The 26585-nt window shown below is 69.3% G+C and carries 19 protein-coding genes; 14 read left to right on the top strand and 5 right to left on the bottom strand.

Annotation, left to right across the window (positions count from 1 at the left end; all coding sequences use genetic code 11):
* Positions 1 to 718: 718 nt before the first annotated feature.
* The 4 genes from HCK00_RS11260 to HCK00_RS11245 form a co-directional block, all read right to left on the bottom strand.
* A complete protein-coding gene (locus HCK00_RS11260) occupies positions 719 to 1825 on the bottom strand; it encodes a nucleotidyltransferase family protein (RefSeq protein WP_168101710.1) in 1107 nt (368 codons plus the stop codon).
* A gap of 97 nt (positions 1826 to 1922) precedes the next feature.
* The gene (locus tag HCK00_RS11255) at positions 1923 to 3098 is read right to left on the bottom strand and encodes an acyl-CoA dehydrogenase family protein (protein WP_311765261.1); all 1176 of its coding nucleotides are present in this window, start codon (positions 3096 to 3098) and stop codon (positions 1923 to 1925) included.
* The gene (locus HCK00_RS11250) at positions 3091 to 4380 is read right to left on the bottom strand and encodes a type III PLP-dependent enzyme domain-containing protein (RefSeq protein ID WP_168101709.1); all 1290 of its coding nucleotides are present in this window, start codon (positions 4378 to 4380) and stop codon (positions 3091 to 3093) included. The genes HCK00_RS11255 and HCK00_RS11250 overlap by 8 nt, the downstream gene beginning before the upstream one ends.
* Positions 4377 to 5894: a class I adenylate-forming enzyme family protein gene (locus HCK00_RS11245; protein WP_168101708.1), complete on the bottom strand. Its 1518-nt coding sequence runs from the start codon at positions 5892 to 5894 to the stop codon at positions 4377 to 4379. The genes HCK00_RS11250 and HCK00_RS11245 overlap by 4 nt, the downstream gene beginning before the upstream one ends.
* 295 nt (positions 5895 to 6189) lie before the next feature.
* Between HCK00_RS11245 and HCK00_RS28455 the strand changes: the two genes are divergently transcribed.
* The 9 genes from HCK00_RS28455 (at position 6190) to HCK00_RS11200 (ending at position 15543) form a co-directional block, all read left to right on the top strand.
* Positions 6190 to 6435 (top strand): acyl carrier protein, encoded by a 246-nt coding sequence (locus HCK00_RS28455; RefSeq protein ID WP_168101707.1) that lies wholly within the window; start codon positions 6190 to 6192, stop codon positions 6433 to 6435.
* 93 nt (positions 6436 to 6528) lie between these two features.
* Positions 6529 to 8433: an ATP-binding cassette domain-containing protein gene (locus tag HCK00_RS11235; protein WP_168101706.1), complete on the top strand. Its 1905-nt coding sequence runs from the start codon at positions 6529 to 6531 to the stop codon at positions 8431 to 8433.
* Entirely contained in the window at positions 8430 to 10289 is a 1860-nt protein-coding gene (locus tag HCK00_RS11230; protein WP_168101705.1) for an ABC transporter ATP-binding protein, read from the top strand. The genes HCK00_RS11235 and HCK00_RS11230 overlap by 4 nt, the downstream gene beginning before the upstream one ends.
* 831 nt (positions 10290 to 11120) lie before the next feature.
* Positions 11121 to 11747 (top strand): hypothetical protein, encoded by a 627-nt coding sequence (locus tag HCK00_RS11225; RefSeq protein ID WP_168101704.1) that lies wholly within the window; start codon positions 11121 to 11123, stop codon positions 11745 to 11747.
* Positions 11744 to 12367 (top strand): hypothetical protein, encoded by a 624-nt coding sequence (locus tag HCK00_RS11220; RefSeq protein ID WP_168101703.1) that lies wholly within the window; start codon positions 11744 to 11746, stop codon positions 12365 to 12367. The genes HCK00_RS11225 and HCK00_RS11220 overlap by 4 nt, the downstream gene beginning before the upstream one ends.
* A 7-nt stretch (positions 12368 to 12374) precedes the next feature.
* Positions 12375 to 12863, top strand: a complete 489-nt coding sequence (locus HCK00_RS11215; protein ID WP_168101702.1) for an NUDIX domain-containing protein — start codon at positions 12375 to 12377, stop codon at positions 12861 to 12863.
* Complete coding sequence (locus HCK00_RS11210) at positions 12853 to 13350, top strand: protein-tyrosine phosphatase family protein (RefSeq protein WP_168101701.1); 498 nt, start codon at positions 12853 to 12855, stop codon at positions 13348 to 13350. Before HCK00_RS11215 ends, HCK00_RS11210 begins: the two co-directional genes overlap by 11 nt.
* Complete coding sequence (locus HCK00_RS11205; RefSeq protein ID WP_168101700.1) at positions 13340 to 14395, top strand: glycosyltransferase; 1056 nt, start codon at positions 13340 to 13342, stop codon at positions 14393 to 14395. Before HCK00_RS11210 ends, HCK00_RS11205 begins: the two co-directional genes overlap by 11 nt.
* Complete coding sequence (locus tag HCK00_RS11200; RefSeq protein ID WP_168101699.1) at positions 14386 to 15543, top strand: glycosyltransferase family 2 protein; 1158 nt, start codon at positions 14386 to 14388, stop codon at positions 15541 to 15543. The genes HCK00_RS11205 and HCK00_RS11200 overlap by 10 nt, the downstream gene beginning before the upstream one ends.
* Positions 15544 to 15742: 199 nt before the next feature.
* Here the strand turns inward: HCK00_RS11200 and HCK00_RS11195 are convergent, their stop codons facing one another.
* Positions 15743 to 17272 carry a helix-turn-helix domain-containing protein gene (locus tag HCK00_RS11195; protein WP_168101698.1) on the bottom strand — a complete coding sequence of 510 codons (1530 nt, stop codon included), beginning with the start codon at positions 17270 to 17272 and terminating at the stop codon, positions 15743 to 15745.
* A 552-nt stretch (positions 17273 to 17824) separates the two neighbouring features.
* On the opposite strand from HCK00_RS11195, the gene HCK00_RS11190 reads away from it, so the two are divergent.
* From HCK00_RS11190 to rok7B7, 5 genes are all read left to right on the top strand, one after another.
* Complete coding sequence (locus HCK00_RS11190) at positions 17825 to 20671, top strand: aconitate hydratase (protein ID WP_168101697.1); 2847 nt, start codon at positions 17825 to 17827, stop codon at positions 20669 to 20671.
* Between the two features lie 641 nt (positions 20672 to 21312).
* Positions 21313 to 22737 (top strand): N-acetylglucosamine/diacetylchitobiose ABC transporter substrate-binding protein, encoded by a 1425-nt coding sequence (gene ngcE, locus HCK00_RS11185; protein WP_168101696.1) that lies wholly within the window; start codon positions 21313 to 21315, stop codon positions 22735 to 22737.
* Positions 22738 to 22884: 147 nt separating this feature from the next.
* On the top strand, positions 22885 to 23808 hold the full coding sequence (locus HCK00_RS11180; RefSeq protein WP_168101695.1) for a carbohydrate ABC transporter permease: 924 nt from the start codon (positions 22885 to 22887) through the stop codon (positions 23806 to 23808).
* Positions 23808 to 24776, top strand: a complete 969-nt coding sequence (locus HCK00_RS11175) for a carbohydrate ABC transporter permease (RefSeq protein WP_168101694.1) — start codon at positions 23808 to 23810, stop codon at positions 24774 to 24776. The genes HCK00_RS11180 and HCK00_RS11175 overlap by 1 nt, the downstream gene beginning before the upstream one ends.
* Before the next feature lie 494 nt (positions 24777 to 25270).
* Positions 25271 to 26470: an ROK family transcriptional regulator gene (gene rok7B7, locus HCK00_RS11170; protein ID WP_168101693.1), complete on the top strand. Its 1200-nt coding sequence runs from the start codon at positions 25271 to 25273 to the stop codon at positions 26468 to 26470.
* Positions 26471 to 26585 lie beyond the last annotated feature (115 nt).

Below are 26585 nucleotides of genomic sequence, written 5' to 3'. Positions count from 1 at the left end.
TTGTCGTGAGAACGAAGCACTCGCTTTGCGCCGCCCGTGCACGTCGTGACCCCGGGCGTGGACGCCGGCGGCCGGGTCACGGAATGAAGAGGGGCCCTCGCCGTTGCGTGGACCCGATGTGCGGCGGTCGCGGGAGGACGGTTTGCGCATGTCGCGAGTCCGAGAAGTGAACACGCCTTCACGAATTCGGGTAAAATCGCCGTGGATTGAGTGTTCTCGCAGCTCAATCACGGTCCCCCGCCCTCATTCCCGACCCCGCCGACCGCCGTCACGGACAGCGCGCAATATCGTATCCATGGAGTCTGCCGGCACGGCAAGAACGCCTCGTATTCATCGGGATACGCGATAATGTTCGAGCGTTCAACGGATTGTTGTGGGACGGGTGTTCGGCTGTGAATGGGGGTTCGAATCAGGTGGTGCCGGTTCCGTGCCTTCGGGGAAACGCGGCGGGCGGGATCGTCACGCGGGAGCGTTGCGTCGCGGGGATCGGCCGTCCCGTCCCCTGCGCGACCGGCCTGACACGAGCATGGATACGCGGAGCATGACGGCGGCCCGCCCCAGGGACGCCCGAAAACCCCTCTCGTCCCGCGCGTACGGGTCAGGAGGGGTTTCCGGATCCATCTCGGAGAATCTTCAGACGTCGCGGAAGGGGCCGGGCGCCTTTCCGGCCCGAGGCGACCGGTTCTTGCATGGCGCTGACCGTCATGCAGGATCGAGGCTAATCAGCACGCACATCCAGTCCGGCTGTTGTGTACGGGCCCAGTGGGCGGCGCAGGCGATGCTCCATCGTGGCCGGCGAAACTTCTGATGGGCCATCGGGAAGCATGGAGGTGGCGAGCCACTCTTGGGTGGCTTCAGATGTGAGGTCCAGTTCCGCGGAGATATCGGATCCGAAGAGGGAATCGGTGTGCGCAACTACCCAGGCCATCGGCTGAGTCAAGTTGAGCCGTTTGATCATGTGGTGGACCTCGGTGCGCTCGGCGGGGCGAAGCCGATGCCATTCGGTGACCACATCGCCGAACTGGGCCAGCGTGAGTGGCTTGACGGAGGCGACGCGAGTGAGCCAGCCTTCCCGGAACAGGTGGAGGCACGTGAACAGGAAGGCGTAAGTGGGCGTGAGGGTGTGAAGCTGCTGCCCGGATCCGGTGTCGACACGGCGCAGTTCCGTCAGGGCCTCTTCCATCGGCACCTGCCAGGAACTGGTGTGCCAGGTGAAGCTGTTGGCCACATCGACTGCGATGTACGAGACCACAGGGTCTGGTCCGAGGCGATGGTAGTGCGGAAGGTGATCCGGGGAAAGCTGATATACCCGCAATTCCGCCTTCGGCAAAGGCGCCAGGGTGCGGGTGGCGGCATCGTAGCGCGAGTTGCGGCTGTAACCCGAGGCGGTGAGTGCCTCGTCGGCCGTCTTACGGTGTTGTGGGTGAATCATGATGTCGATGTCGTTGAAAAGCCGGGCGCCGGAGTGTTCGTAGAGGGTGTGGTGTGCCACCACGCCCTTGGTCCAGGCTCCGGAAACACCCGCCTTGCGGAGGACCTCGCCGAGGCGTGCCGCTTCTTCGGTCAAGGTCGCCGCGCGATGCTGTCCGGCATTGCGGAGGATGTCCGCTTGGCTGAGCAGCCGAGGGGGAACGGCATCGCGCAGGCCTTGGACCTGGAGGAAGTCGGCCAAGGCCGCCAGCAGGTGGTGACGTGCCGCTCTTCCGAACAGGGCTTCGAAGTCGAAGCCCGGGCCGGCCAGGAGCGGTGTGACGCGCTCCCGTCCGTCGGGAATCGCGCGGGCCGCCGCGACGGTGATCAGTACCTCCCAGATCTTGTCAGACATGCTCACTCCGGCCGGTCCGGCATCGAGGGGGGTACTCATCGTGAATGCGCTTCCTTTCGTTGGGGTCCCGTGTTCCTTCGCCGACCGTGCGGCCGTCTCACAGCAGGCGCACGGAGCGGTCGGCCAGGCTGAGGATTCCGGTCGCGGTCAGGAGACGGTCGTTGGAGTAGTTGAGCGCCGCCGAGCGCAGGTCGCGGAAAACGCGTTCCAGCGGAATGGGGGCGTCCGCGCTGTAACCGACGGCCAGGCCGGCCAACTGCACCATGCGGTCGACCGCGCGAAAGGTGAGTTCGGATGCGGCTATTTTCAGCGTGTTGAGGTGTATGTGGAGATCCGGCCTGTTGGGGCTCTGACCCCGATCGCGCTGGGACTCGATCTCTTCGCAGGTCCGCCTCAGGTAGGCGTTGACCAATTCCAGATCAACGCGAATGCGGGCAATGCGCTCCTGAACCAGTGGTGAACCGCGATCCACCCGAATCGTTTTTCCGATCTGGTGCAGCAAACCGGAAAATGCCTTCTGGGCGGCCCCGAGCCAGCATGCGCTCCAGGCCAGGTGACCCAACGGGATCATGCTGTCGTGGGAGACCTCGCGGAAACGCCCGGGCTGTCCGACCAGCCGGTCCCGGCGGACGGTTCCGTCCAGACGCAGCGCTCCGCTGGCGGTGGCCCGCATGCCCAGCGGGTTCCACTCGCCGACCCGGCGTATCGTCAGGTCCGCACGACTGGCGTAGATTAGAGAAACTCCGTGGCCGGAGTGGTCGGTGTCGTCTTGCATCGTCACCAGAAATGCATCGGCGTACTCCCCGCCGGTAACCACGGGGGCGGTTCGCCCCAGGGCGAGGAGATTGCCGTCAGGCGCACCGGTGAGGCTGTCGTCGACGGACATGAGGTGCCCGCCGCCCGTGCCGGTGGTGACTGATGCAAGGTAGATCTCACCGGACGCGATGCGCGGTAAGACCTCTGACTTGAGGTCTGGACCGGCGTGCCGAACCAGGCAGTCGACCTGCTGGCAGTGCATCGCCCAGATCAGCGCCGTGGACATGCAGGCACCGGCGAGATCTTTTGCGTCGCTGACCAGCCCGTTCAAGCTGCCGCCCATGCCGCCGTATTCCGCAGGTACGAGGTAACCCAGGTAGCCGTTCCTCCGCAAGGCCGCCATACTTTCGGTGGGGAAGCGCGCATCACGGTCGACTTCGCGGGCATGGCGACCGACCAGCTCCATGAGAGAGGCAGGAACGCCGGTCGGGGGAGGTGTGCTGCTGGTTTCAGCCACGGAGAACAACTTCCTGGGTGTGCAGTCCGAGGCGGCCTGCGGCGACGATGCGGTCGCCGTCGACCACGACCTCGGCAGGCGGAGTACGGCTGAGGAATCCCAGAAGACTCGCGGTAGGCCCATAGGCACCGGTGTTGGGAATCGCCAGCGTCTGACCTGGGGAGAGGGACAGACCTTCAACGGCCGGAGCGAGTACATCGAGGGGCGTGCACAGCGGGCCGACCAGAGTCACCGGACCGGCCGGGCTGAGTTCAGAGGCGGGTGTTCCTTCACCGAGAGGGATGGGGACAACGCTCGGCGACCTGAGCCGGCCAAGTCCCGACATTCCGCCGAGGACATTGACGCCGGCATCCAGCACGGCAAAGACGCGATCACCACTGAGTTTGACGTCCAGAACGGTGGTGAGCAGGGTTCCGGCCGTTGCCGTCAGGGCCCGGCCGGACTCGAAGAGCACGCGCGTGCCGTTGCGGCGCTGATCGGGGAAGGCCGTGTCCAGGGCGGCGTCGATGGCCGCGCGGAGCTGGGGGTGGCGAGGTAATGATCCGGGGCGGGCGAACGGAGCCGGGAATCCTCCGCCGAGGTCGAGTACCTGGGGGGTGAATCCGGCAGGCCCGGCAATTGCGGCGATCGTACGAACGGACTGCTCGAACTCGGCCGCCAGTGCCACGGGATCTGCGATGTTGGTTGCGCAGAAGGTGTGCATCCCCACCGGCCGGACCGCTCCGAGCGGTCGCAGCAGCCGGTCAAGAGCCTGGGAGTCGTTGTGATCGACGCCAAAGGCGCTGGGGCGACCAGTCATGCGGAGGGATCCGCCAGTGCTGCCCCTCGGGCTGTTGACCCGAATCAGATAGTCGGCGGTGCTGCCCGTTCGCGAGCAGGCTTCGGCCAGACGCTGCCGATCGGTGACGGACTCGACGGAGAACAGCCGCACCCCACGATGGAGTGCGTCTTCCAGTTCTGCCATCGTCTTGCCCGGTCCGGTGTACAGCACGCCGTGCGCGGGGCAGCCTGCCGCCAGTGCTACGGACAACTCGCCGGTCGAGCTGACTTCCGCCCGTGCGCCCAGATCGGCAAGTTGAGCCACCACAAGCGGGTGAGGGTTGGCCTTCAGGGAGTAGAACAGCTCCGAGGCGGCCGGAAGGTCCTCCCGGAGAGCTGCGAATGAGGAGCGCACGACGCCGAGATCGTAGACGTATGCGGGGGTGCCGACGCTCTGGATGATCTGTGTCAGATGGCGCCTGGTCGACGTAGGAACTCCCGACTCGGTGGAGGGCTCCGTCATGACTGCGTCGCAGCCGTTCGGCGGAGTTCTGATGTATCGACTTTGCCGTGAGCGGTCAGCGGGAGACGGCCGAGCACGATGCAACGGTCCGGGGTCCGCTCGTGACCGAGTCGCTCCCGCACTCCGTCGAGGACTTGACCGGGAGTGAGCGCGGTCACCGCCCACACGGTCAGCCGGCCCTCGGGCTCGGGCGGCAGGGCTGCCGCAGCTTCGACGCCTGGGATGTCCGAGAGGACGGCTTCCAGTTCTGTGCTGCTCATCCGCCACCCGCGATGCTTGAACATGTCGTCGTCGCGCCCCAGGAAGTACAGCCTGCCCGAGTGGTCGAGCCTGCCGCGGTCCCCGGTGAACACCGCCTTGCCCTGGCCGTCGGGTGAGGGCCGGAACCTCAGCGCGGTCTCCACCGGTGCGTGCCAATAGCCGTCCATCACATGCGGGCCGGCCGAAACGATCTCGCCGGTCTCACCTGGCGGCAGCGGCCGCGCCGCGGAGTCCACGATGAAGAGCCGGGTGCCGGGCAGAGCGCGTCCGACGCTCCCGGGGCTGATCAAGTCCTCGTCCGGGGCTGCCACCGTGATGCGCTTGCACTCGCTCATGCCGTACATCAGGACGATGCCGGCACCCGGGAACGCCGTGCGCAGTTGCGCGGTGCGGGCCGGACGGAGCGCCGCACCGGTGTTGGTGAACAACCGGACGTGGGTCGGTTCAGGATCGCGCAGGGCCAGTCGTAGGAGCGTGTGGGCCAACGCGGGTACGACAGGGACGACCGTTGCCCGTGCGGCACGGATCTGTACCAGCTCACGGGCGGACAGTTCCGCTGTCGGTACGACGAGTTCAGCACCGGCCAACGCGCACAGGAACAGCTGGTAGAGACCATAGTCGAACGAAAACGGGAGCCGGTTCCACACGATGTCGTCGGAATGGTAATCCACCCGGTCGGCAATGGCTCGCACGGCGAACAGCACCGCAGCATGCGGGCACACGATTCCCTTGGGGCGGCCGGTGCTACCTGAGGTGTAGAGCAGCAGAGCCGGGTCGGTGCCCTCGATCGGTGCTGCCGCGGGGGTGGACGTCTCTTCGCCGTACCGATCAGCAGGCCTCAGGACAGCAACGCCGGTCTGCTCGATCAGCCCGGCTGCCGGGCCGTCCGCGACCGCAACGGCCGGATCTGCGTCCCGTACCAGCCACTCCAGCTCGTACGCGGTGGCACTGTGCCGGGCCGGCACCAGGACCGCGCCGAGTCGCAGGACTGCCAGGAGCGCCGTAGCGAACCCGGGACCGGGCGCCAGGGACACGATCACCCGGTCACCCCGTCCGACGCCGGCGGCGGCGAGTGCCCCGGACAGCCGCCGCCCGGCCAGACCGAGCTCGGACCACGTGAGCGAATTCCCGTCCGTGGTACGGACCGCGGACCGTGCGGCGTGCGCTCGCGCGGCGAACTCCAGGAGGCCGGCCAGATCGCTGAAGGCAGGGGGAGCGGGGCGAAGTCCCTCGGTGGATGGCGAGACAGTCATCGCATCACCTCTCGGCAATCCGTCACACCCATCGCCTCCACTCGTTGATCGGTCGTTTCTCCGTGGCCGCGCCTGGAGGAGGTACCTCCGGCTCCACGGTCGGCGCACCCTACATTGATCGACTGAGGAACCGGCTGTCTCTCGATTTGCTGATATGCGCAACGAACCGCACTGTTGCAAAGCAGAAGGACTCCCTTCAGGTGTAACGTGCGCTCACCCCGGGGTGTCACTCCGCTTCGCCCGGAACGGCCGTCGGCCGTCCGAGGTGCCGAATGTCATCGAGGAGACAGGCTGCGTGGATCAATCTGAGATAGCAATCGCCGTGCGAGAGGTGGTGCGTGTACTCGTGCCCGATGCGCCCACGATGGCGGACAGTGCGTCGTTGAATTCTCTGGGTCTTGACTCGCTGGCAAGCGTAGAACTCACACTTCGCCTGGAGGAACGGTTCGGTGTGATTTTCGAGGACGATGAGCTGGCGTTTGGAAATTTCGAGAGTGTTGCGACCATCGTTGACCTGCTGTCAGCGAAGACCGTCACTTGAAGGGATCTTCCGTCGTCACGGATATCTTTGAGGTGAAAAATCCGCCCACCGTTTGAGGTGAGAAGTGCCGGATCTCGGCCGCCGGAGAATCGGATGATGCAATTCCATTCCTTCTCTTCACGGATATCCGACGTCAGGCCCCTGCTCACCGACCGAATCAAACTCTTGCGGCTCTCCGTCGCCGACCGTCGCGCCGGCGGTCTCCTGGTCCTGACCCATCTGTGGTCGGCCGCGGTACCCGCCCTCACCGCGGTGGCAACAGGCCGGCTGGTGGCCGTACTCACCGGCGCCGCCACCGGGCGGGAGACCGCTTCGGCCGTGGTGTGGCCGTTGACGGCGATGGCCGCTCTGCTGGTGGCCGATGAGATCCTCACCTCGCTGAGCGAGACCCTTGAGCATTACACCGCCGGACGCCTCGACGCGCGAACCCGGCGCCAGGTGCGCCGCCTGGCCATGGCGCCGCCGAGCATGGCGCATCTGGAGGATCCGGTCTTCGCCGATGATGCCGCTCGTGCCTCGGATGTGGGGGAGGGCCGGGTTCGTTCACCGGGGACTGCGGCGGTCGGCCAGCTCCGGCTGGTTTTCCGTTTTCTCGGGGCCATGGGATCGGCCACCGTGATCGCCCTGACCTTCTCCCCGTGGCTCGCCGTCCTCCTGCTGGTGGTCTGTTTGGTCAACCGGGCGCTCATACGGCGCTGGTGGGTTCATCTGGCCGAGGTCCGGGACGAGCGCGAGAGCATGCGGCGCCGTGCGGAGTACTGGAGCGAGGTCGCCTCGACCGGACCAGCAGCCAAAGAGATCCGTCTCTTCGGTTTGCAGGAGTGGGTGGTCCAGCGCCGCACGCGTGAACTGCTGGCATGGGCGGAGACGATCTGGGCGGCACGCCGGGATATTCTGCGCCAGCAGGGCTGGATATCCCTCCTGGCAGCGGTCGCCGCCGGGGCCGCACTTCTGCTGCCTGGGCTGGCTGCGGCACGCGGTAACCTTCCCGCCGGCGATCTGATGACCGTGATCGTGGCCGCTTGGAGCCTCTTCCACATCGCGGCAATGGGGCGCGAGGCATTCGACATCGAATACGGTCTCGGCGCGGTCCGGGCACTGGAACGTCTCGAAAGCGCCTACCGCGTGCCGGCCGTGTCCGCCAGGGCCGAACCTCGGCAGTCCGATGAGGCTTCGGACACCATGGGGGAGGGTGCCCCGGCGGCCCTGCGCATCGAAGGGCTCGTCTTCGCATACCCCGGAAGCCGGCAGCCGGTCTTCGACGGTTTGGATCTGTCCGTCCATCCCGGTGAGGTCTTGGCGCTGGTCGGCCAGAACGGCGTCGGCAAAACCACGCTGATCAAAGTGCTCGCAGGCCTCCGTCCACCAACTGCCGGACAGGTACTGATCGATGGAAAGCCCTTGGACGCGGCGCGAGTCGCGGCGTGGCGCAGGCGGGTCGCGGTCGTATTCCAGGACTTCAACCGTTATCCGCTCACGCTCGCCGACAACATATCCCTCTCCGCGCCCGAACACCGTCACGACCGGGAAGGAATCCGTGAAGCCGCGCGCCGCGCCGGCATCGACGCCCTCGCCGGGGAGTTCCCCGACGGCTATGACACCGTTCTGAGCGCCGATCGCACCGGTGGGACGGACCTGTCCGGCGGCCAATGGCAGAGAGTCGCGATCGCGCGCGCCGTCTTCGCCGTCGAGCACGGCCGCGATCTCCTGGTCCTGGACGAGCCGACTGCCCATCTGGACGTCGAAGCGGAGGCCCACTTCTTCCGTCAGGTCGTCGCGAAGGTCGGCGGAGCGACCGTCCTGCTCATCTCGCACCGGCTGTCCACGGTGCGTCAGGCGGACCGGATCGTCATGCTGCATGCAGGACGGGTCACTGAGCAGGGCAGCCACCGCGAGCTGCTGGAGAACGGCAGCGAATACGCCCGCCTCTTCCAGCTCCAGGCCGCCCGTTTCACCGAAACCCAGCAGTACGCCGGCGGGAGGAAAGCACCACGATGACCTCCAAGGACTCGAAGAGCGTGCGGAGAACCGGATCCGGCACCCTGCGCACCGCAAGCCACACCTTCGCCTTGGCATGGCGTGCCGACCCCGCTGTGGTACGCGTCATCATCGTTCTCTCTCTCGCCCAGGCGGGGGCGGTCGCGGCCACGGGCGTCAGCCAGCGCTGGGTCGTCGATGCGACGCAGAATTCCGGTGGCCGGCCGCTCGGTGCCCTGGCACTTGCCGTCCTGATCGGGGTGGCTGCCCACGTAACCGCCGCCGCCGGCAACCGCACGCGGTACAACTACCAGCACGACCTCACCGACCGCGTCGATCTCGAAGTCAACCGGGAGATCCTTACCGCCACCGCTTCGATTCCCACCCTTGAACACCTCGAACGACCCGGGTATCTCAATCGTCTGGAGCTGCTGCGCCGCCACACCAGCGCGCTGGCCGGCTCCTGCTGGGCCCTGACGGACACCGGTATCGCCGTGATGGGCGCCGGGCTGTCACTGTGGCTTCTGATCGGCGTCCACCCCGCCCTCGCTGCCTTGGCGCTCCTCGCGCTTCCCTCGTTGTGGGCGGTCAAGTTCGCGGAGCGCAGCCTGGCCCGGGCCCGGAACACCACCGCCGAGGACCAGCGCCTGGAGAACCGGATCCACCGCATGGTCCTCGCACCGGAGTCAGGCAAGGAAATCTACCTCGCCGGAGCCGGCTCGGTCCTGGACGAAACCGCACACGTCGCCCGCACACGCGTGGTCACCGCCGTCGTCAAAGCCCGGCTCAGAGCGACAGGCTGGCAGCTTTCCGGCTGGGTGATCTACGCCGCCGGATTCATCGCCGCACTGATCCTCACCGTCTCGCTGGTCGCCCAGGGCAGGGCCTCGCTCGGGGATCTCATGCTGGTCATCACTCTGGGAACGCAACTGCGTTTCCAGATACACGCAACCACCTCAGGCTTCTCCCGCATCGCCGAGGCCGGTCACGCCACCGGCCACTACCTGTGGCTGTCGGCCCACGCCCGCCGGCGGCGGTCCACGGGCACCTGCCAGATCCCCTCCATGCTGAAGCGCGGGATCCAGATGCGTGACGTTTCCTTCACCTACCCTGGTTCGCCCGTGCCGGTCCTTTCCGGGGTGAACCTCACGCTGCGGCCCGGATCCACCGTCGCGGTGGTCGGCGTGAACGGCGCAGGCAAAACCACTTTGGTCAAGCTGCTGAGCGGCATGTATGCGCCCACCGCCGGGAGGGTCGACATCGATGGTGTCCCGCTGGGCGAGCTGGACATCGAGGCCTGGCGCCGCGGACTTACCGGCGCCTTCCAGGACTTCGTCCGCTTTCAGCTGCCGGTTCGTCACACGGTCGGGATCGGTGAGCCGGACGCGATGGACAGTCAAGAGGAGGTGGCCCGCGCAGTGCGCGAGGCAGGGGCCGAAGCGATCATTGCCCGGCTGCCCGAGGGCCTGGACACTCAACTGGGACCCGTATACGGGGGGACGGAACTCTCCCAGGGGCAGTGGCAGCGCCTGGCCCTCGCTCGCGCCCTGATGCGCCGGCGCCCCAGGCTGCTCGTTCTGGACGAACCCACGGCCGCCCTCGACCCGCTGGCCGAGCACGAACTCTACGAAGCGTTCATGCGGCAGGCGAAGGCGGCCCCAGGCCAGATCACACTCCTGGTGTCCCATCGCTTCTCCACGGTCCGCGGAGCCGACCACATCGTGGTCCTGGACGGCGGACGCGTCACCGAAGAGGGCACGCACACCCAGCTGATGGCCGCGGGCGGCCGCTACGCAGAGCTCTACCTCACCCAGGCTGCCGCCTACGAGGAGGAGGGTGACCGAGGAGGTGGGCACGCCGGATCGGACGCGCGGTGAAGGGATCGTCACAGGAGTGCGTCACCGGGTACGAACCCCGGCCCCGAAAGATGCCCAGCTCGCCCATGACCCCGGCAACCCCGAACCGCCCCGAACCCGGCAGGGGTGGTTCGACGGAACACAGAGAGGCCCCCGGGCGGTCACCTGTTCTGCCGCTTCTCAGGTCTGACCATCCTTGTGCAGGCATTCCACAAGGAGCGCGAGGCGATTCCAGCGGGCCGCCGCTTCCTGTCGGGTACCCGTTTCCGAATCGAGCAGAAGAATCTTCTGGCGGACTGCGCCGTAGCGTACAAGGAGCCGCTCCTCTCGCGCGCGTGATTGCGGAATACGGAAAACGGCATTGCTGACCCCGCTCGGCGGTGCTTAAGCTGATGCCCGTTCCGGCAATCCAGTCGAAGGTGGATTTCATGGCCAAGCGCAATTCGTCCCTGGGCCCCGGCAAGAGCGCACCTGAGGACCGCTGACGACTCCCCTCCAGAACTACTTGGCCGGGTTGAGGTGAGGTCATCTCGCCGTGCCTGATGTGATCACGGCCTCGGCGCCGCCGCATTCGGATTGGTCCCCGCCGGTTTCCGTTCCGGCGCGAGGGAGCGGATCCCTTGGGTAACGGCCGGCCGTTGAAAATGCCGCTGAAGGACTGCCTGCCGTGGGATTGCGGAGTGTCGAATGGCCTGCGTCGTGGAGGCCATACGCGGGGAGCGACCTGAGAAATGCTCCACCGGCCACTCGTCCACGGAGTACGTCCACCGACGTCCCTCCCGGTGCGCGCGTCTCCGCGCGCCCGTGCAGAAGCCCTTCCACAAGCCGAAAAGCCGACGTGACAGGATCCCCATGCGTGTTCTCATTGATGGTCTCGACCTCTCCGGGAAGACGACTCTGGCGACCCTCCTGACCGAGGCCCTGCGGGCCCAGGGCCGTAGCCCCGTCCACCACCGGGGTTTCCTCGCCCGCCGCAACCCCCTGGCCCGGCCTCTCGAGACGGTCAGAGCGCCGGACCATCCGACGAGCGCGCTGCTCAACATGGGCTATCTCGCGGGGTGCGTTCTGGACCGGGTGCTCGGAGCCGCGGAGGCCTGGGATCGCCGGGGGCTGCTCATCCAGGAGTCCTATGTGGACCGGTGCCTCGCCTACGGATACGCGAATGGTCCGTGGCCGCCGGCCAGACTCGCGCTGGGCAGACCGGGAATGTTCATCGGGTTCGACCTCGCGATCTACCTCAGCGCCCCGCTGCACATCCGGCGGGAGCGGCTGCGGCGGCGCCTGGACGCGAACTCGGTCGACCGGCTCTCGGTACTCAGTGAGAAATTCCACGACGACTTCATGACCGCCCTGGCCATGGCCGGCCGCCGGCACCGCCGGGTGCTCACCTTCGACACCTCGCGGACTCCCGCGGAGCAGATCGTCCAGGAGGTCGTGCGCTGCCTGGACGAGGCCCCCGAGCAACGGATGGTCCGGTGATCACCGTGGTGGTGGAGGGCCTTGACTTCGCCGGGAAAACCACCGTCTGTCGTGAAGTCAACGCCCGGCTGTCCGAGGCGTCCGTCCCGGTCACCGACTCCCTCACCTGTCTCACCGGCGGATTCGTCGACCGGTTGCTCGATCTGGTCTACCGGGCGCCGCGCATGCCGTCGTGGCTGCGCAGCACCGTCTACCATCTCGGTTATGTCCCGGACCTGTTCCCGGCCCTGCGGGCCGGGCGAGGACGCGGCGGGGTGCTCCTCCAGCAGAGCTACATCCACCGGGTGCTGGCTTATGATCGCGCAAGCCGCAGAAACCTGTTGAGGTGGGCCGCCCAGCAGCTCGCGGGGCGCCTGGCCGGCCAGGTCGACCTGTTCGTCTATCTGGAGTGCCCGCTCGACGAGCGCCGGCGACGCTATCTGCGCTCGTCGGACCCCAATAGGCGGGACGACCTGCGTTTCTCGGCCGCACAAGAATCCTTCGAGGAGCGGCTCGAATTCGAGCTGCGCGAACTCGTCGGCCGGAACGGATACCTGGTTGTCGACAACACCCACGGCGACCACCGGAAAACGGCCGCTCGCATCGTCGAACTCATCGAACAGCTCACAGAAAGGAGATAGCGGAACCATGAAAGCCCAGTGGATCACGGCGCCTGTCCCCGGCGACCTGCCGGTACGCCAGGTGTACGGATTCCTCTTCGACGCCGAGGGCCGAGTCCTCGTCCAGGACGACGAGGGATACCACAACCTGCCCGGCGGAAAGCCGGAGTTCGGGGAGGATTTCCAGGCGACGCTCTTCCGCGAGTCCGTCGAGGAGAGTCAGGTGGAAATCGGGAACGCTGTCTACCTTGGCTACGTCCGAGTCGAAGAACCGAATCTGGAGCCTTACGTCCAGGTCCGGATGACGGCGCGGATCACCCGATTCCTGGAACGCGCCCCTGACGTCTCGACGGGCCGCCTGCTGCGGCGGCTGATGACCTCGGTGGATCACGCCTCGGACCTGCTCGCCTGGGGTGACATCGGGGTGGCGCAGACTCGGGCCGCCGCAGCTGTCGCGCCCGCGGAACTCGGCATCACGCTCGCGGCCCCGGACGCGGAGGCGGTGTATGTCGACTGACCCCCACGGGGACCCGTGCACCCCTGACCGGGCCTGGCCCGTCGTGCCCGGCATATACGTCGCGGGGCGCGACAGCGCCTCCTGGGTGCTGCCTGCCCGTCCGACCACCGTTTTCTGCCTCTCCCGGACCCTTCCGGGACCGGAGCTGTACGAGCGGGCCGGTCTCTCGCCGGACAGGGTGCTGCACCGGCCCTTCACCTACTGGGAGTCAGAGGCGCCCGTCGCGCTCCTGGACGACCTGGTCGGTGAGATATCGCTACAGACGGGCCCGGCGCAGACCCTCATCCACTGCACCCTCGGCCTCGATCGCACAGGCGTCGTCGCGCTCGCGCTGCTGCTGCGGCACTTCCGCACGCTGGACGAGGCGTTCGCCCGCTACCAGGCCCGAGGGGTGCGCCTGCCTCGGCACGACGCGCTGAACGTCCTGACGCGCTACGCAGAGCACCATCACCGCACCGAATCCGAGGAGGCCGGGCATGCGCATTGACCTGATCGCCCCCCGGACGCCGTGGTTCTCCCCTGCCGATCTCGACGGGCGCGGCCTCGGCGGCAACGAGGCGACGCTCGTGCTGTGGTGGCGTGAGCTGCGCGCCCGCGGCGTCGAGCTGCGGGTGGTCCTCGACGGAACCGGTACAGACGCCCTGGGGGAACGGGGGTGGCTGGGCGCAGAACAGTACGGCGGCCCGGCAGGGGCGGACGTCGTGATCGGCTTTCGGGACGCGGCTCCACTGCTCACCACGCCCGCCGGCTCGCTCCGGGTGCTTTTCGTGGGCGACCGCAAGACTCCCGGCACCGAGGAGCTGGAGGCAGCGGGGGCGTGCGACCTGGCACTCGTCGGCTCGTACGCGGCGCGTGATCGCTACGCGCCCCTGCTGCGTCCGCGTCACGGCTACCACGTCGACAGCTTGGGCCATGCCCTGCCGGAGGACCCGAAGGGTGACCCCGCGGAGCGCCGCCGTTTCCAGTGCGTACACATGGCGGCGCCCTATCGGGGACTGGCCCGGCTGCTGCGCCTTTGGCCCCGCATTCGGCAACGAGTGCCACAGGCACAGCTGGTGCTCCTCGGCGGTTACACCTTGTGGGGTTACGACACCGATCGCGCGGCGGACATGGCCAGGGCCGAGGCGCCCGCGCTCGCGGACCTCCCGGACGGCGTCGTCCACCATGGGCCGGTTGCCCGCGAGCGGTACGCCCGGGTCGTTCGGGAGAGCGAGGTCATGCTGTACCCGACCACCTATGAGGAGATGTGCTGCGTCAGCGCGCTGGAGTGCGTGGCGCTCGGCACGGTGCCCGTCCTCTCCGCGGTCGCGGCGCTGCGTGAACGGGTCGAGCCGGGAATCACCGGGGTGCTGGTGGAGGGGGACATCGACGACTCCGCCGTCGAGGAGCGGTTCGTGGACGAAGCGGTCCGGCTGCTGCTCGACGAGGAGCGGCTGCGCGCCATGAGCGCGCGGGGTGTCCTGGACGCTCCGGAGCACAGTGTCGGCCGGGTCGTCGACCGCCTGCTCAACGCATTGGGGGCGTGTCTGTGACGGCGGGCGAGGGCGGCGGCGCGCGAGGCGCCGCGGATGGCGGGTTGCTCATCGCCGTCATCACCAACACGGCCCCCGAGTCGACGCTGCCGCGTGTGCTGGACGCGTTACGGACGGAGGGCGCGGGTCCGGGGGAGGTCGTGGTGCTGTTCACCGGGGAGCCGGGCGGCGCGGCCGACCGTACCTTGGAGGTCCTGCTCAGGAACCGGCCGGTGGAGGTGGTGCGCACCCCGCGCGCCATGCGCGCCGGTGAGGGCAGGCAGTTCCTCGCCGACGGAGTCCGCGGCCACCGGTTCGTGGCGTTCCTGGACGACGACTGCGTCCCGCAGCCCGGCTGGCTCTCGGCCGTACGGGCAGCCTGCGCGGATCCGCTGCCCACGGCCCTGTTCTTCGGGCCGCGCCACCCGGTCGCAGCCGGCGGGGGCGGGGCGCTGGTCCGCGCACTGGAGTCGCGGTCCTCGAAGAAGCTGGCCTTGATCGACGCGGCTGACGTACCCGCTGCGGTCCTCGCCCCGAAGGCTCTCTCCGCTGCCGGCAACTTCGTCGTCAACGTGATGGCGGCCCGCGAGATCGGGCTGGCCCTGCCGCTGTTCGCACGGACCGCCTTCGAGGACGTCGACTTCCAGGTTCGCGCCGAACTTCACGGCTGGGCCGTGCAGTTCCACCGCGATCTCCTGGTGGAGCATCACGACGAGGTCGGTGTGGTTGCCCTGCTGCGCAAGTCCTGGCACTCGGGCAAGGGTATGGCCAGGTGCGCGGTCCTGTACGGCACGGCCTTCTGGGACAAGTGCCGCCTTCGGCCGTGGCGCGCTCTGCTCTCCTGGGCCGTTGCGCTGTTGTGCCTTGCGGCTGTGCCCGTCCTGCCCTGGGCCGCTGCCGGGGCGCTGCTGCCGGTGCTTCTCAACACGTGGCTGCACCGGAGGGAGCTGCGGGGTGCGCGGCTGTCGCACCGGGCACTGTATCTGCTGGTCAAACCGGTCCGCGATCTGATGATCGGGCTGGGCTTCATCGTGCACTACGCGGCGATCCGCCTCATGTCCTGGCCTCCCTCGGAGTGGGCGGAGATGCGGCGGGCCGGGACAACGGTCGGGCTGAGGTACACACCGCTCCACGACGCGGAAGAGGTGCGGGCATCCCCCACCGGTTGAGCGCCGCTCACCGGACGGGGAGGCGAAGACCGGCGGAACTCTTGCCCGGCGTCTTCCCCCACGGTGCGCATGGCCCACACGAGGACGCCTTCGGTTCCGATGGAACATCCCAGAAAAGTCCCAGAGGCGCCGCCACGCCCCTCCTTCCTCGCGTTTGCACAGGTCAGAAGAGGTATGGCGGCGTCATTTCCGAGGCTCTTCAGATGTCGCGGAAGATCTCGATCTGGGCGCCCACCGAGTTCAGGCGTTCGGCCAGTTCCTCGTAACCGCGGTTGATGACGTAGACGTTGCGGAGTACCGAGGTGCCCTCGGCGGCCATCATGCCCAGCAGGACGACCACCGCGGGGCGCAGCGCCGGCGGGCACATCATCTCCGCCGCGCGCCAGCGCGTCGGGCCCTCGACCAGCAGCCGGTGCGGGTCGAGCATCTTGATGTCGGCGCCGAGCCGGTTGAGGTCGGTGAGGTAGATGGCGCGGTTGTCGTAGACCCAGTCGTGGATCAGTGTCGAGCCCTGCGCGGAGGCCGCGATGGCCGCGAAGAAGGGGACGTTGTCGATGTTGAGGCCGGGGAACGGCATCGGGTGGATCTTGTCGATGGGGGCGCTCAGCTTCGACGGGCGCACCGTGAGGTCGATCAGCCGGGTGCGGCCGTTGTCCGCCGGGTACTCCGGGCTGCGCTCGTGGTCCAGGCCCATCTCCTCCAGGACCGCCAGCTCGATCTCCAGGAACTCCACCGGCACCCGGCGGATCGTCAGCTCCGACTCGGTGACCAGTGCGGCGGCGAGCAGGCTCATGGCCTCCACCGGGTCCTCCGAGGGCGCGTAGTCCACGTCGCAGCTGATGTCCGGGACGCCGTGCACGGTGAGGGTGGTGGTGCCGACGCCCTCGACGGTGACGCCGAGCCGCTCCAGGAAGAAGCAGAGGTCCTGGACCATGTAGTTGGAACTGGCGTTGCGGATCACGGTGACACCGTCGTGGCGGGCCGCGGCCAGCAGCGCGTTCTCGGTGACGGTGTCACCGCGCTCGGTCAGCACGATCGGGCGGTCCGGGGTGACCGAGCGGTTCACCTCCGCGTGGTACGTCCCCTCCGTCGCGGTGATCTCCAGGCCGAAGGGGCGCAGCGCCGTCATGTGCGGCTGAACCGTGCGGGTGCCGAGGTCGCACCCGCCCGCGTAGGGGAGGCGGAAGCGGTCCTCGCGGTGGAGCAGCGGGCCGAGGAACATGATGACGCTGCGCGTGCGGCGCGCCGCGTCCATGTCCATGGCGCCGAGGTCCAGCCGGGCGGGCGGGGTGATCTCCAGGTCGGCGCCGCCGTTGATCCAGCGGGTGCGGACGCCGACGGAGCCGAGCACCTCCAGGATCCGGTAGACCTCCTCGATCCGGGCCACCCGCCGCAGCGTGGTGCGGCCCGAGGTGAGCAGTGAGGCGCAGAGCAGCGCGACGCAGGCGTTCTTGCTGGTCCGGACGTTGATGGAGCCGGAGAGCCGGCGCCCGCCGACCACACGCAGATGCATCGGACCGGCGTACCCGAGCGAGACGATCTCGCTGTCCAGGGCTTCGCCGATGCGGGCGATCATCTCAAGGCTGATGTTCTGGTTGCCGCGCTCGACGCGGTTGACGGCGCTCTGGCTGGTTCCCAGGGCGTCCGCGAGCTGCGCCTGGGTCCAGCCACGGTGCTGGCGGGCATCCCGGATGAGGCGGCCGATACGTACGAGGTAGTCGTCTCCCATGGGGATCACATTATCTCAAATATGAGATGCGCGCTCGCTGGAGGAGTGGCGCGCGGCGGGGCGCCGGGGTGGGGCGTTTCGCGCGTCGGCGTGGGGCGTCCGCCGGGGTCCGCCGCATCCGGGGGCTTTCCTGGCCGGCGCTCTCGGGTGCCCCATTATCTTCGTTTCTCACCTTTCGCCCCGCCCCGGCGCGCCCCGGTACTCCCGCGGGGTGCGGGGCGCCGCGGGCTCCCGCCGGGTCCTCCTCGCGGTTCGCCGGCCCGCCCCGGGGGTATCCGGAAGGCCCCGGTCCGTCATCACGTGAACCCCGCTTCCCCGGCGGCCGTACGGCTGGCCAGGGGCCGTCCGTGCGTGTTCGTGGGGCCTCCCCGTGTCCTGTGCCGGATGGGTGTACTAAGGTTATCTCGACATCGAGATATATTCTGCCGAGCAGGCACACCGCGGCCGTCGGGCGCCGGGCCACCCGGAAGGGTGGGCCGACCTCAGCGGAGGAACTGTGAGTCAGGGCGGCAGCATCGCGGTAACGGACGCACATTCATGAAGGAGACTGTCGTGTCGGCGAACAGCTTCGACGCCCGCAGCACGCTGCGTGTGGGCGACGAGTCGTACGAGATCTTCCGGCTGGACAAGGTCGAGGGCTCGGCCCGGCTCCCCTACAGCCTGAAGGTGCTGCTGGAGAACCTGCTGCGCACGGAGGACGGCGCCAACATCACCGCCGACCACATCCGCGCGCTCGGGAGCTGGGACGCGGACGCCCAGCCCAGCCAGGAGATCCAGTTCACGCCGGCGCGCGTGATCATGCAGGACTTCACCGGCGTGCCCTGTGTCGTGGACCTGGCGACCATGCGTGAGGCCGTCAAGGAGCTCGGCGGCGACCCGGCGAAGATCAACCCGCTCGCGCCGGCCGAGCTGGTCATCGACCACTCCGTCATCGCCGACAAGTTCGGCACCCCGGACGCCTTCACGCAGAACGTCGAGCTGGAGTACGGCCGCAACCGCGAGCGCTACCAGTTCCTGCGCTGGGGCCAGACCGCCTTCGACGAGTTCAAGGTCGTCCCGCCCGGCACCGGCATCGTCCACCAGGTCAACATCGAGCACCTGGCGCGCACCGTCATGGTCCGAGGCGGCCAGGCGTACCCCGACACGCTCGTCGGCACCGACTCGCACACCACGATGGTCAACGGTCTCGGCGTGCTCGGCTGGGGCGTGGGCGGCATCGAGGCCGAGGCCGCGATGCTCGGCCAGCCGGTCTCCATGCTGATCCCGCGCGTGGTCGGCTTCAAGCTGACCGGCGAGCTGCCGACCGGCACCACCGCCACCGACCTGGTGCTCACCATCACCGAGATGCTCCGCCGCCACGGCGTCGTGGGCAAGTTCGTCGAGTTCTACGGCGAGGGCGTCTCCGCCGTCCCGCTGGCCAACCGCGCCACCATCGGCAACATGTCCCCGGAGTTCGGCTCCACCGCGGCGATCTTCCCGATCGACGGGGAGACCCTCAACTACCTCAAGCTCACCGGCCGTTCCGAGCAGCAGCTCGCGCTCGTCGAGGCCTACGCCAAGGAGCAGGGCCTCTGGCTGGACCCGGCCGCCGAGCCGGACTTCTCCGAGAAGCTGGAGCTGGACCTCGCCACGGTCGTCCCGTCCATCGCCGGCCCCAAGCGCCCGCAGGACCGGATCGCCCTGTCCGACGCCAAGGCGCAGTTCCGCACCGACCTGCTGAACTACGTCTCGGACGAGGTCACCGGCGGCGCCGACCGCAAGCCGGGCGTGCCGCAGCAGGAGCAGCCGCACGGGGTCACCTCCACGGTGGACGAGGCGAGCGCCGAGTCCTTCCCGGCCTCCGACGCCCCGGCGTACGGCAGTGCCGAGAACGGTGGTGGTGCCCCCGAGCACGCGGCGCCCGCCGCCGGCGGCCGCCCGCGCAAGCCGGTCGAGGTGACCGCCGCGGACGGTTCCGGCTACACGCTCGACCACGGCGCGGTGACGGTCGCGGCCATCACCTCCTGCACCAACACCTCCAACCCGTACGTCATGGTCGGCGCCGCCCTGGTCGCCAAGAAGGCCGTCGAGCGGGGCCTGACCCGCAAGCCGTGGGTGAAGACCACCCTGGCGCCGGGCTCCAAGGTCGTCATGGACTACTACGACCGGGCCGGCCTCACCCCGTACCTCGACAAGATGGGCTTCAACCTCGTCGGCTACGGCTGCACCACCTGCATCGGCAACTCCGGCCCGCTGCCGGACGAGGTCTCGAAGGCGGTCAACGACAACGACCTGGCGGTGACCTCCGTCCTCTCCGGCAACCGCAACTTCGAGGGCCGGATCAACCCCGACGTCAAGATGAACTACCTGGCGTCCCCGCCGCTGGTCGTCGCCTACGCGATCGCCGGCTCCATGGATGTGGACATCACCAGCGAGCCGCTGGCCGAGGACGCGAGCGGCAACCCGGTGTACCTGAAGGACATCTGGCCCTCCGAGCAGGAGGTCGAGGAGGTCGTCGCCTCCGCCATCGGCCAGGAGATGTTCGGCTCCTCCTACGCGGACGTCTTCGCGGGCGACGCGCAGTGGCAGGCGCTGCCCGTCCCCACCGGTGACACCTTCGAGTGGGACGCGGAGTCCACCTACGTCCGCAAGCCCCCGTACTTCGAGGGCATGGGCACCGAGCCCGCCCCGGTCGAGGACATCTCCGGCGCGCGGGTGCTGGCCAAGCTGGGCGACTCGGTCACCACCGACCACATCTCCCCGGCCGGTGCCATCAAGGCCGACACCCCCGCCGGCCAGTACCTCACGGAGCACGGCATCGCCCGCCGCGACTTCAACAGCTACGGCTCCCGCCGCGGCAACCACGAGGTCATGATCCGCGGCACCTTCGCCAACATCCGGCTGCGCAACCAGATCGCGCCCGGGACCGAGGGCGGCTACACCCGCGACTTCACCCGCGAGGGTGAGGAGGGCGGGGGGCCGGTCTCCTTCATCTACGACGCCGCGCAGAACTACCAGACGGCCGGTATCCCGCTGGTGGTGCTGGCCGGCAAGGAGTACGGCTCCGGCTCGTCCCGCGACTGGGCGGCGAAGGGCACCGCGCTGCTGGGGGTCAAGGCCGTCATCGCCGAGTCCTACGAGCGCATCCACCGCTCGAACCTCATCGGCATGGGCGTGCTGCCGCTGCAGTTCCCCGAGGGCGAGTCGGCCGAGTCGCTCGGCCTGAGCGGTGAGGAGACCTTCTCCATCGCCGGGGTGACCGAGCTCAACGAGGGCACCACGCCGCGCACGGTGAAGGTCACCACGGACAGCGGCGTGGAGTTCGACGCCGTGGTCCGCATCGACACCCCCGGCGAGGCGGACTACTACCGCAACGGCGGCATCCTGCAGTACGTGCTGCGCTCGCTGATCCGCAAGTGAGCGCCCGTCCGGCGCCCTCACCCGCCAGGTGGAGCGCGCGCCGGACGCCCCGGGTGCCTGAGCGCCCCCGGGCGCCGGTTCACCCCGGCGCCCGGCCACGGGCCGTACCCCCGGCACGGGGGTGCGGCCCGTCGGCCTGTGCGGGCCGGCGGCGCGGCAGAAGGCGGGCCGGGGACGGGGCCGGGGACGGCGGGAGCGCACTCCGGCGCGGGCGCCCCGCGGCCCGCGCCGTGACCGGGGCCCGCGCGGCGGCGTCCGCCCTGCCGCACCGCCCCCGCCGTCCCGGCTCGGCGCCCTGCGCCCTCCGGTCCCGTCACGTGACGAACAGAGGTGGGGCGGGCGCGTACCGCCGTGCCTGAGGAGGTCTCAACTCGGGAAAGACTGCGCCCGATGCTGCGTCCGATCTTGCCCACCCGGCGAGGAGTGGACTATACCTGTCGGCGTCCAGGGACAGGGAGACTCCGTGGCCACCGGGTGCGACCGGCGGGACGCGGGGCGGCCCTCTTCCGCCGGGCCCCGAACGGGGTCCGGCACCATCCGGCTCCACCCCGACCCCGTCCGCAGGTACCCCGCGCCGAGGCCGCCGCCGGCCGGAGGCGGGCACCCGCCGCCCGGGACCGGGAGAAGGCGAGGACTTGAGCATGGGATCCCCTTCCGACCACACCCGCCGCGATCTCATCAGGCGGGCCGCCGCACTCGGGCTGGCGGCCGTCCCCGCCTCGGGCCTCCTCACCGCCTGCGCCAGCAGCGGCGGTTCCACCTCGGACAAGGCCGCGAAGGGGGAGAAGAGCGCCGGCAACCCGCTCGGCGTCAACGCCGGCGCGCCGCTCGACGTGGTCATCTTCGACGGCGGTTTCGGTGACGCCTACGCCAAGGACGCCCAGAAGATCTACCGGGAGAAGTTCCCGAAGGCCGACGTCAAGCACATGGCGACGCAGAAGATCCAGTCGGTGCTGCAGCCGCGGTTCAACGGCGGCACCCCGCCGGACCTCATCGACAACTCCGGCGCCGAGCAGATGGATCTGGGTGTCCTGGTCGGCCAGAAGCAGCTCACCGACCTCACCCCGCTGCTGGACGCTCCGTCCTACGACGACCCGGAGAAGAAGGTCCGCGACACCCTCCGCCCGGGCGTGGCCGAGATGGGCCGCTTCCAGGGCGACGCCGTCCACGTCCTCTACTACGCCTACAGCGTCTTCGGCGTGTGGTACTCGCAGAAGAACCTCGACCGGTTCGACGCGGAGTACCCCAAGACCTGGGACGACATGCTCGCCCTCTGCGCGCGGGCCAAGAAGAAGGGCGTCGCCGGCTGGACCTACGCCGGCAAGAACCCGTACTACCTCACCTTCGCCCTCTACCCCTTCATCGCCAAGATCGGGGGAGCGGAGGTGCTGCGGGCCATCGACGACCTGGAACCGGACGCCTGGCGTCACCCGGCGGTGCGGGACGCCCTGGAGGCGTACCACGAACTACAGCGCAAGGGGTACGTGCTGCGCGGTACCCCGGGCCTGACCCACACCGAGTCGCAGACCGCCTGGACGGAGGGCGACGCGCTGTTCATCCCGAACGGCTCCTGGGTCGAGAACGAGGCCAAGGCCACCATGCCGAAGGACTTCGAGCTGCGGGTGGCCGGACCGTCCGCGCTGAACGGCTCGGACGAGCTGCCGGCCGCCCTGTGGGCCGCCGGCGGCGAACCGTTCATCGTCCCCGCGAAGGCGAAGAACCCCGAGGGGGGCATGGAGCAGCTCCGCATCATGCTCTCGGAGAAGTCCTCGCGGAACTTCACCGGCCAGGTCTCCTCGCTCACCTCCTTCGACGGCGGCACCGACGGGCTGACCCTGCCGCCGGGTCTCGGCTCCGCCGTCGAGGCGCTGGAGCAGACGGGGGAGAACACCGTCAACCCGCTCCACACGGGCTGGTACGGGGCCCTGTGGAAGGAGAGGATCGGCGCCGCTCTCGGCGAGATGATGGCGGGCCGGCTCACCCCCGGCGAGGCGGTGCGGAAGATCCAGGCCGACGCCGACGCCACGGCGGAGGACGACTCCATCACCCACTACCGGCACCGGTGAGCGCGGGCCACCGGCGGCCCCGGCGGCCTCCGCGCCCGGCGCGCGCGGAGGCCGCCGGGCGTGTCCCGTTCACCCGGCCCACGGGGCCCTCCGGGTCCGTGCCGTACGCGCGGCCCGGTGGGCGTGACGAGAGCGGAGTCCGTCCTCATGCACCACGGTAAGTACCGGTTCGTCACGGGGTTCCTGGCCGCCCCGCTGGCGCTCTACACCCTCTTCGTGATCTGGCCCTTCCTCCAGGCCGTCTACTACTCCTTCACGGACTGGACGGGGCTCAGCCCGGAGTACGCGATGGTCGGCCTGCGCAACTACGAGCGGATGCTGGGCGACGAGGTCTTCTGGAAGTCCTTCCAGCACAGCCTGGTCCTCGTGCTGCTGGTGCCGCTGGTGACGCTCTCCCTCGCGCTCTTCTTCGCCTTCATGCTCAACGTCGGCGGGCGGCGGCGCGGGGCGGCCGTCACCGGGGTGCGCGGCTCCGGGTTCTACAAGATCGTGTACTTCTTCCCGCAGGTGCTCTCCATCGCCATCGTGGCGCTGCTCTTCCAGTTCGCCTACAGCCCCAACAGCGGGGCGATCAACTCCGGGCTGCGGGCGGTCGGGCTGGAGTGGCAGCCGGACTGGCTCGGCGACCCCGACTGGGCCCTGTGGTCGGTGGCGGCCGTCCTCGTCTGGTGCACCGTCGGCTTCTTCGTCGTCCTCTTCTCGGCCGGGATGTCCTCCATCCCGCACGACTTCTACGAGGCGGCGCTGCTGGACGGGGCGGGGCGGGCCACCACCTTCTTCCGGATCACCCTGCCCCTGCTGTGGGACACCGTCCGCTCCGGCTGGATCTACATGGGCATCCTGGCTCTCGGCGCGGAGGCCTTCGCCGTCGTCCACATCATGACGGTCGGCCCGGGCGGCGGCGGCCCGGACCACTCCACCACGGTGCTGCCGCTGTACGTGTACGCGAAGGCGTTCCGCGACGGACAGGCGGCCTACGCCACGACCATCGGCGTCGCCCTGCTCGTCGTCACCCTGGCCTTCGCGGCCGTGGTGCTGCGGCTGGGGCGGCGCGAACGGCTGGAGTTCTGATGGGGACCACCGACATCCCGCGGGCGTCCGGCGCCGCGCCCTCCGCCGGCCCCCGGCCGCACGAGAGGGCCGGCGGAGCGGCGAAGGAGAGCCCCGGCGGGGCCGCACCGGGGGGAGGGCCGCCCCGCCGGGCCCGGGGCGGCAAGGGGCGGACGCTCAACGTCTTCTCCCACGGCATGCTGGTGCTGTGGGCCTTCATGGTCGTCCTGCCGCTGCTCTGGGCGGTGATGACCTCCTTCAAGACCGACCGTGAGATCTTCACCGCCCCGTGGAGCCCGCCGGCCGTCCCGCAGTTCGACAACTGGGCGCGCGCCTGGACCCAGGCGAACATGAGCGATTACTTCCTCAACACCCTGTTGGTGGTGGGCGGTTCGCTGACCGGGACGATGCTGCTGGGGTCCATGGCCGCCTATGTGCTGGCCCGCTTCGACTTCCCCGGCAACCGGTTCCTCTACTTCCTCTTCATCGGCGGGATGAGCTTCCCCGTCATCCTGGCGCTGGTACCGCTGTTCTACGTGCTCAGCAACCTCGCCCTGCTCAACACCCTGCACGGGCTGATCCTGACGTACATCGCCTACTCGCTGCCGTTCACCGTCTTCTTCCTGACCGCCTTCTTCCGCACCCTGCCCACGTCGGTGGCGGAGGCGGCGCTCCTCGACGGGGCCTCGCACACGCGGACGTTCTTCCAGGTGATGCTGCCGATGGCCCGGCCGGGGCTGATCAGTGTGGGGATCTTCAACTTCCTGGGCCAGTGGAACCAGTACCTGCTGCCGACCGTGCTCAACACGGACCCGGAGCGGAAGGTGCTCTCCCAGGGCCTGGTGCAGCTCGCGGTCAGCCAGGGCTACAAGGGCGACTGGTCCGGCCTCTTCGCCGGGCTGGTGATGGCGATGCTGCCGGTGCTGGCGGCCTACATCGTCTTCCAGCGGCAGGTGGTGGCCGGGCTGACGGCGGGGGCGCTGAAGTAACCCGGGGGTGCGGGGGCGTCCGTTCCCGCGCCGGTGCCGAGCACCGGATGGTGGGCCGGGCCGGGGGCGGCCGGCGGGCGTGTGCGCCCGGGCCCGGTCCTCCACCCCCGCCCGGCTGCGTGGCTGCCCGGCGCCTGGCTCGTCCGTCGTCCCGTCGGCGGGTTCGTGGCGCGGGGCGTTCCCGGTCCGGAGCGATGGCCGGGAAACGGCTTTTCCGCCGCTTCATCCCGTCCGCGGGTGTTCTGTGTTCGGACGGTGCACAAGAGGCTGCCGGGGTTCGCGAGCCGGGCGGGCGGGGCGCTCGGGCGCCCGGGCAGGTCGCGCGCGGTGCCTGGGGGCGCATCGGCTCTCCGGGCGCTCCAGCTCTTGACGGGATCTCCCGCACAGGCTGAGCTTAGGGTTCACAAGTTGGAGGAAGGCCGGACCACCCTCGGGGGACCGGCCCGGGCGGGCCGGCGGTCGTGCCACCGGGCCCCAGGCGGGAGTGGGTGATCGTGGAGACTCCGGGGTCGCAGTCGTCGCTGCACCGGGCCAATCTGGAGCGGGTCGTGCGCGCGGTGCGGCTGGCCGGGTCGCTGACGCAGGCCGAGATCGCCCGGAGCACGGGCCTCTCCGCGGCCACGGTCTCCAACATCGTCCGGGAGCTGAGGGACGGCGGCATCGTCCAGGTCACGCCCACCTCCGCGGGGGGCCGCCGGGCCCGCTCGGTCTCGCTCAGCGGGGACGCGGGCATCGTGGTGGGCGTGGATTTCGGCCACACCCATCTGCGGGTGGCCGTCGGCAACCTCGCGCACCAGGTCCTGGCGGAGGAGGCGGAGCCGCTGGATGTGGACGCCTCGGCCACCCAGGGCTTCGACCGGGCGGAGGCGCTGGTCAAGCGGCTCGTCGAGAGCGCCTGCCACGGGACCCCGAAGGTGATCGGGGTCGGCCTCGGCGTGCCGGGCCCGATCGACGTGGACAGCGGGGTGCTGGGTTCCACCGCCATCCTGCCGGGCTGGGCGGGCACCAACCCCAAGGAGGAGCTGGCGGCCCGGCTCGGGGTGCCGGTCTCCGTCGACAACGACGCCAACCTCGGCGCCCTCGGCGAACTGGTCTGGGGTGCCGGGCGCGGGGTGCGGGACCTGGCCTACATCAAGGTCGCGGGCGGTGTCGGCGCCGGCCTGGTGATCAACGGGCAGATCTACCGCGGTCCGGGCGGCACCGCGGGCGAGATCGGGCACATCACCATCGACGAGTCCGGTCCGGTGTGCCGTTGTGGCAACCGCGGCTGCCTGGAGACGTTCACGGCCGCCCGGCACGTCCTGGACCTGCTGCGCACCAGTCACGGCCCGGACCTGACCATCGAGGGGATGGTGCGGCTGGCCCGGGAGGGCGATCCGGGCTGCCGCCGGGTGGTGGCGGACGTCGGCCGGTACATCGGCACCGGCGTGGCGAACCTCTGCAACCTCCTCAACCCCAGCCGGGTGGTGCTCGGGGGGGATCTGGCCGAGGCCGGTGAGCTGGTGCTGCTGCCGATCCGGGAGTCCGTGTCCCGGTACGCCATCCCCAGCGCGGCCCGGCGGCTGGCCGTCGTCCCCGGGGCGCTGGGCGGCCGGGCCGAGGTGCTGGGCGCGCTCGCCCTCGTACTCAGTGAAATGGGCGATTCGACACTTCTGGACGGATCGGTCGTCTCCCGAGCTCCTGCATTCACCTAGTGACGGATGGCACCGTTGTCATCTCGTTAAGTCTTTACTTCTTGACGGTTACGTCCCTGCCGAGTTGACTGCGACCCACCTCGGCCGCAGGGACGCGGCCTCGTCAGGGAGGTTC

The organism is Streptomyces zingiberis (assembly GCF_012034935.1).
In the GTDB taxonomy this organism is placed as follows: Bacteria; Actinomycetota; Actinomycetes; order Streptomycetales; family Streptomycetaceae; genus Streptomyces; species Streptomyces zingiberis.
This window is presented reverse-complemented; position numbering and strand designations above follow the sequence as displayed.

Coding starts and splice junctions, on each gene's coding strand:
- HCK00_RS11250 (WP_168101709.1), bottom strand. CDS start 4,380: ATGACGGAGCCCTCCACCGAGTCGGGAGTTCCTACGTCGACCAGGCGC.
- HCK00_RS11260 (WP_168101710.1), bottom strand. CDS start 1,825: ATGTCTGACAAGATCTGGGAGGTACTGATCACCGTCGCGGCGGCCCGC.
- HCK00_RS11215 (WP_168101702.1), top strand. CDS start 12,375: ATGAAAGCCCAGTGGATCACGGCGCCTGTCCCCGGCGACCTGCCGGTA.
- HCK00_RS11225 (WP_168101704.1), top strand. CDS start 11,121: ATGCGTGTTCTCATTGATGGTCTCGACCTCTCCGGGAAGACGACTCTG.
- HCK00_RS11230 (WP_168101705.1), top strand. CDS start 8,430: ATGACCTCCAAGGACTCGAAGAGCGTGCGGAGAACCGGATCCGGCACC.
- HCK00_RS11235 (WP_168101706.1), top strand. CDS start 6,529: ATGATGCAATTCCATTCCTTCTCTTCACGGATATCCGACGTCAGGCCC.
- HCK00_RS11180 (WP_168101695.1), top strand. CDS start 22,885: ATGCACCACGGTAAGTACCGGTTCGTCACGGGGTTCCTGGCCGCCCCG.
- HCK00_RS11205 (WP_168101700.1), top strand. CDS start 13,340: ATGCGCATTGACCTGATCGCCCCCCGGACGCCGTGGTTCTCCCCTGCC.
- HCK00_RS11175 (WP_168101694.1), top strand. CDS start 23,808: ATGGGGACCACCGACATCCCGCGGGCGTCCGGCGCCGCGCCCTCCGCC.
- HCK00_RS11245 (WP_168101708.1), bottom strand. CDS start 5,894: ATGACTGTCTCGCCATCCACCGAGGGACTTCGCCCCGCTCCCCCTGCC.
- HCK00_RS11210 (WP_168101701.1), top strand. CDS start 12,853: ATGTCGACTGACCCCCACGGGGACCCGTGCACCCCTGACCGGGCCTGG.
- HCK00_RS11195 (WP_168101698.1), bottom strand. CDS start 17,272: ATGGGAGACGACTACCTCGTACGTATCGGCCGCCTCATCCGGGATGCC.
- ngcE (WP_168101696.1), top strand. CDS start 21,313: ATGGGATCCCCTTCCGACCACACCCGCCGCGATCTCATCAGGCGGGCC.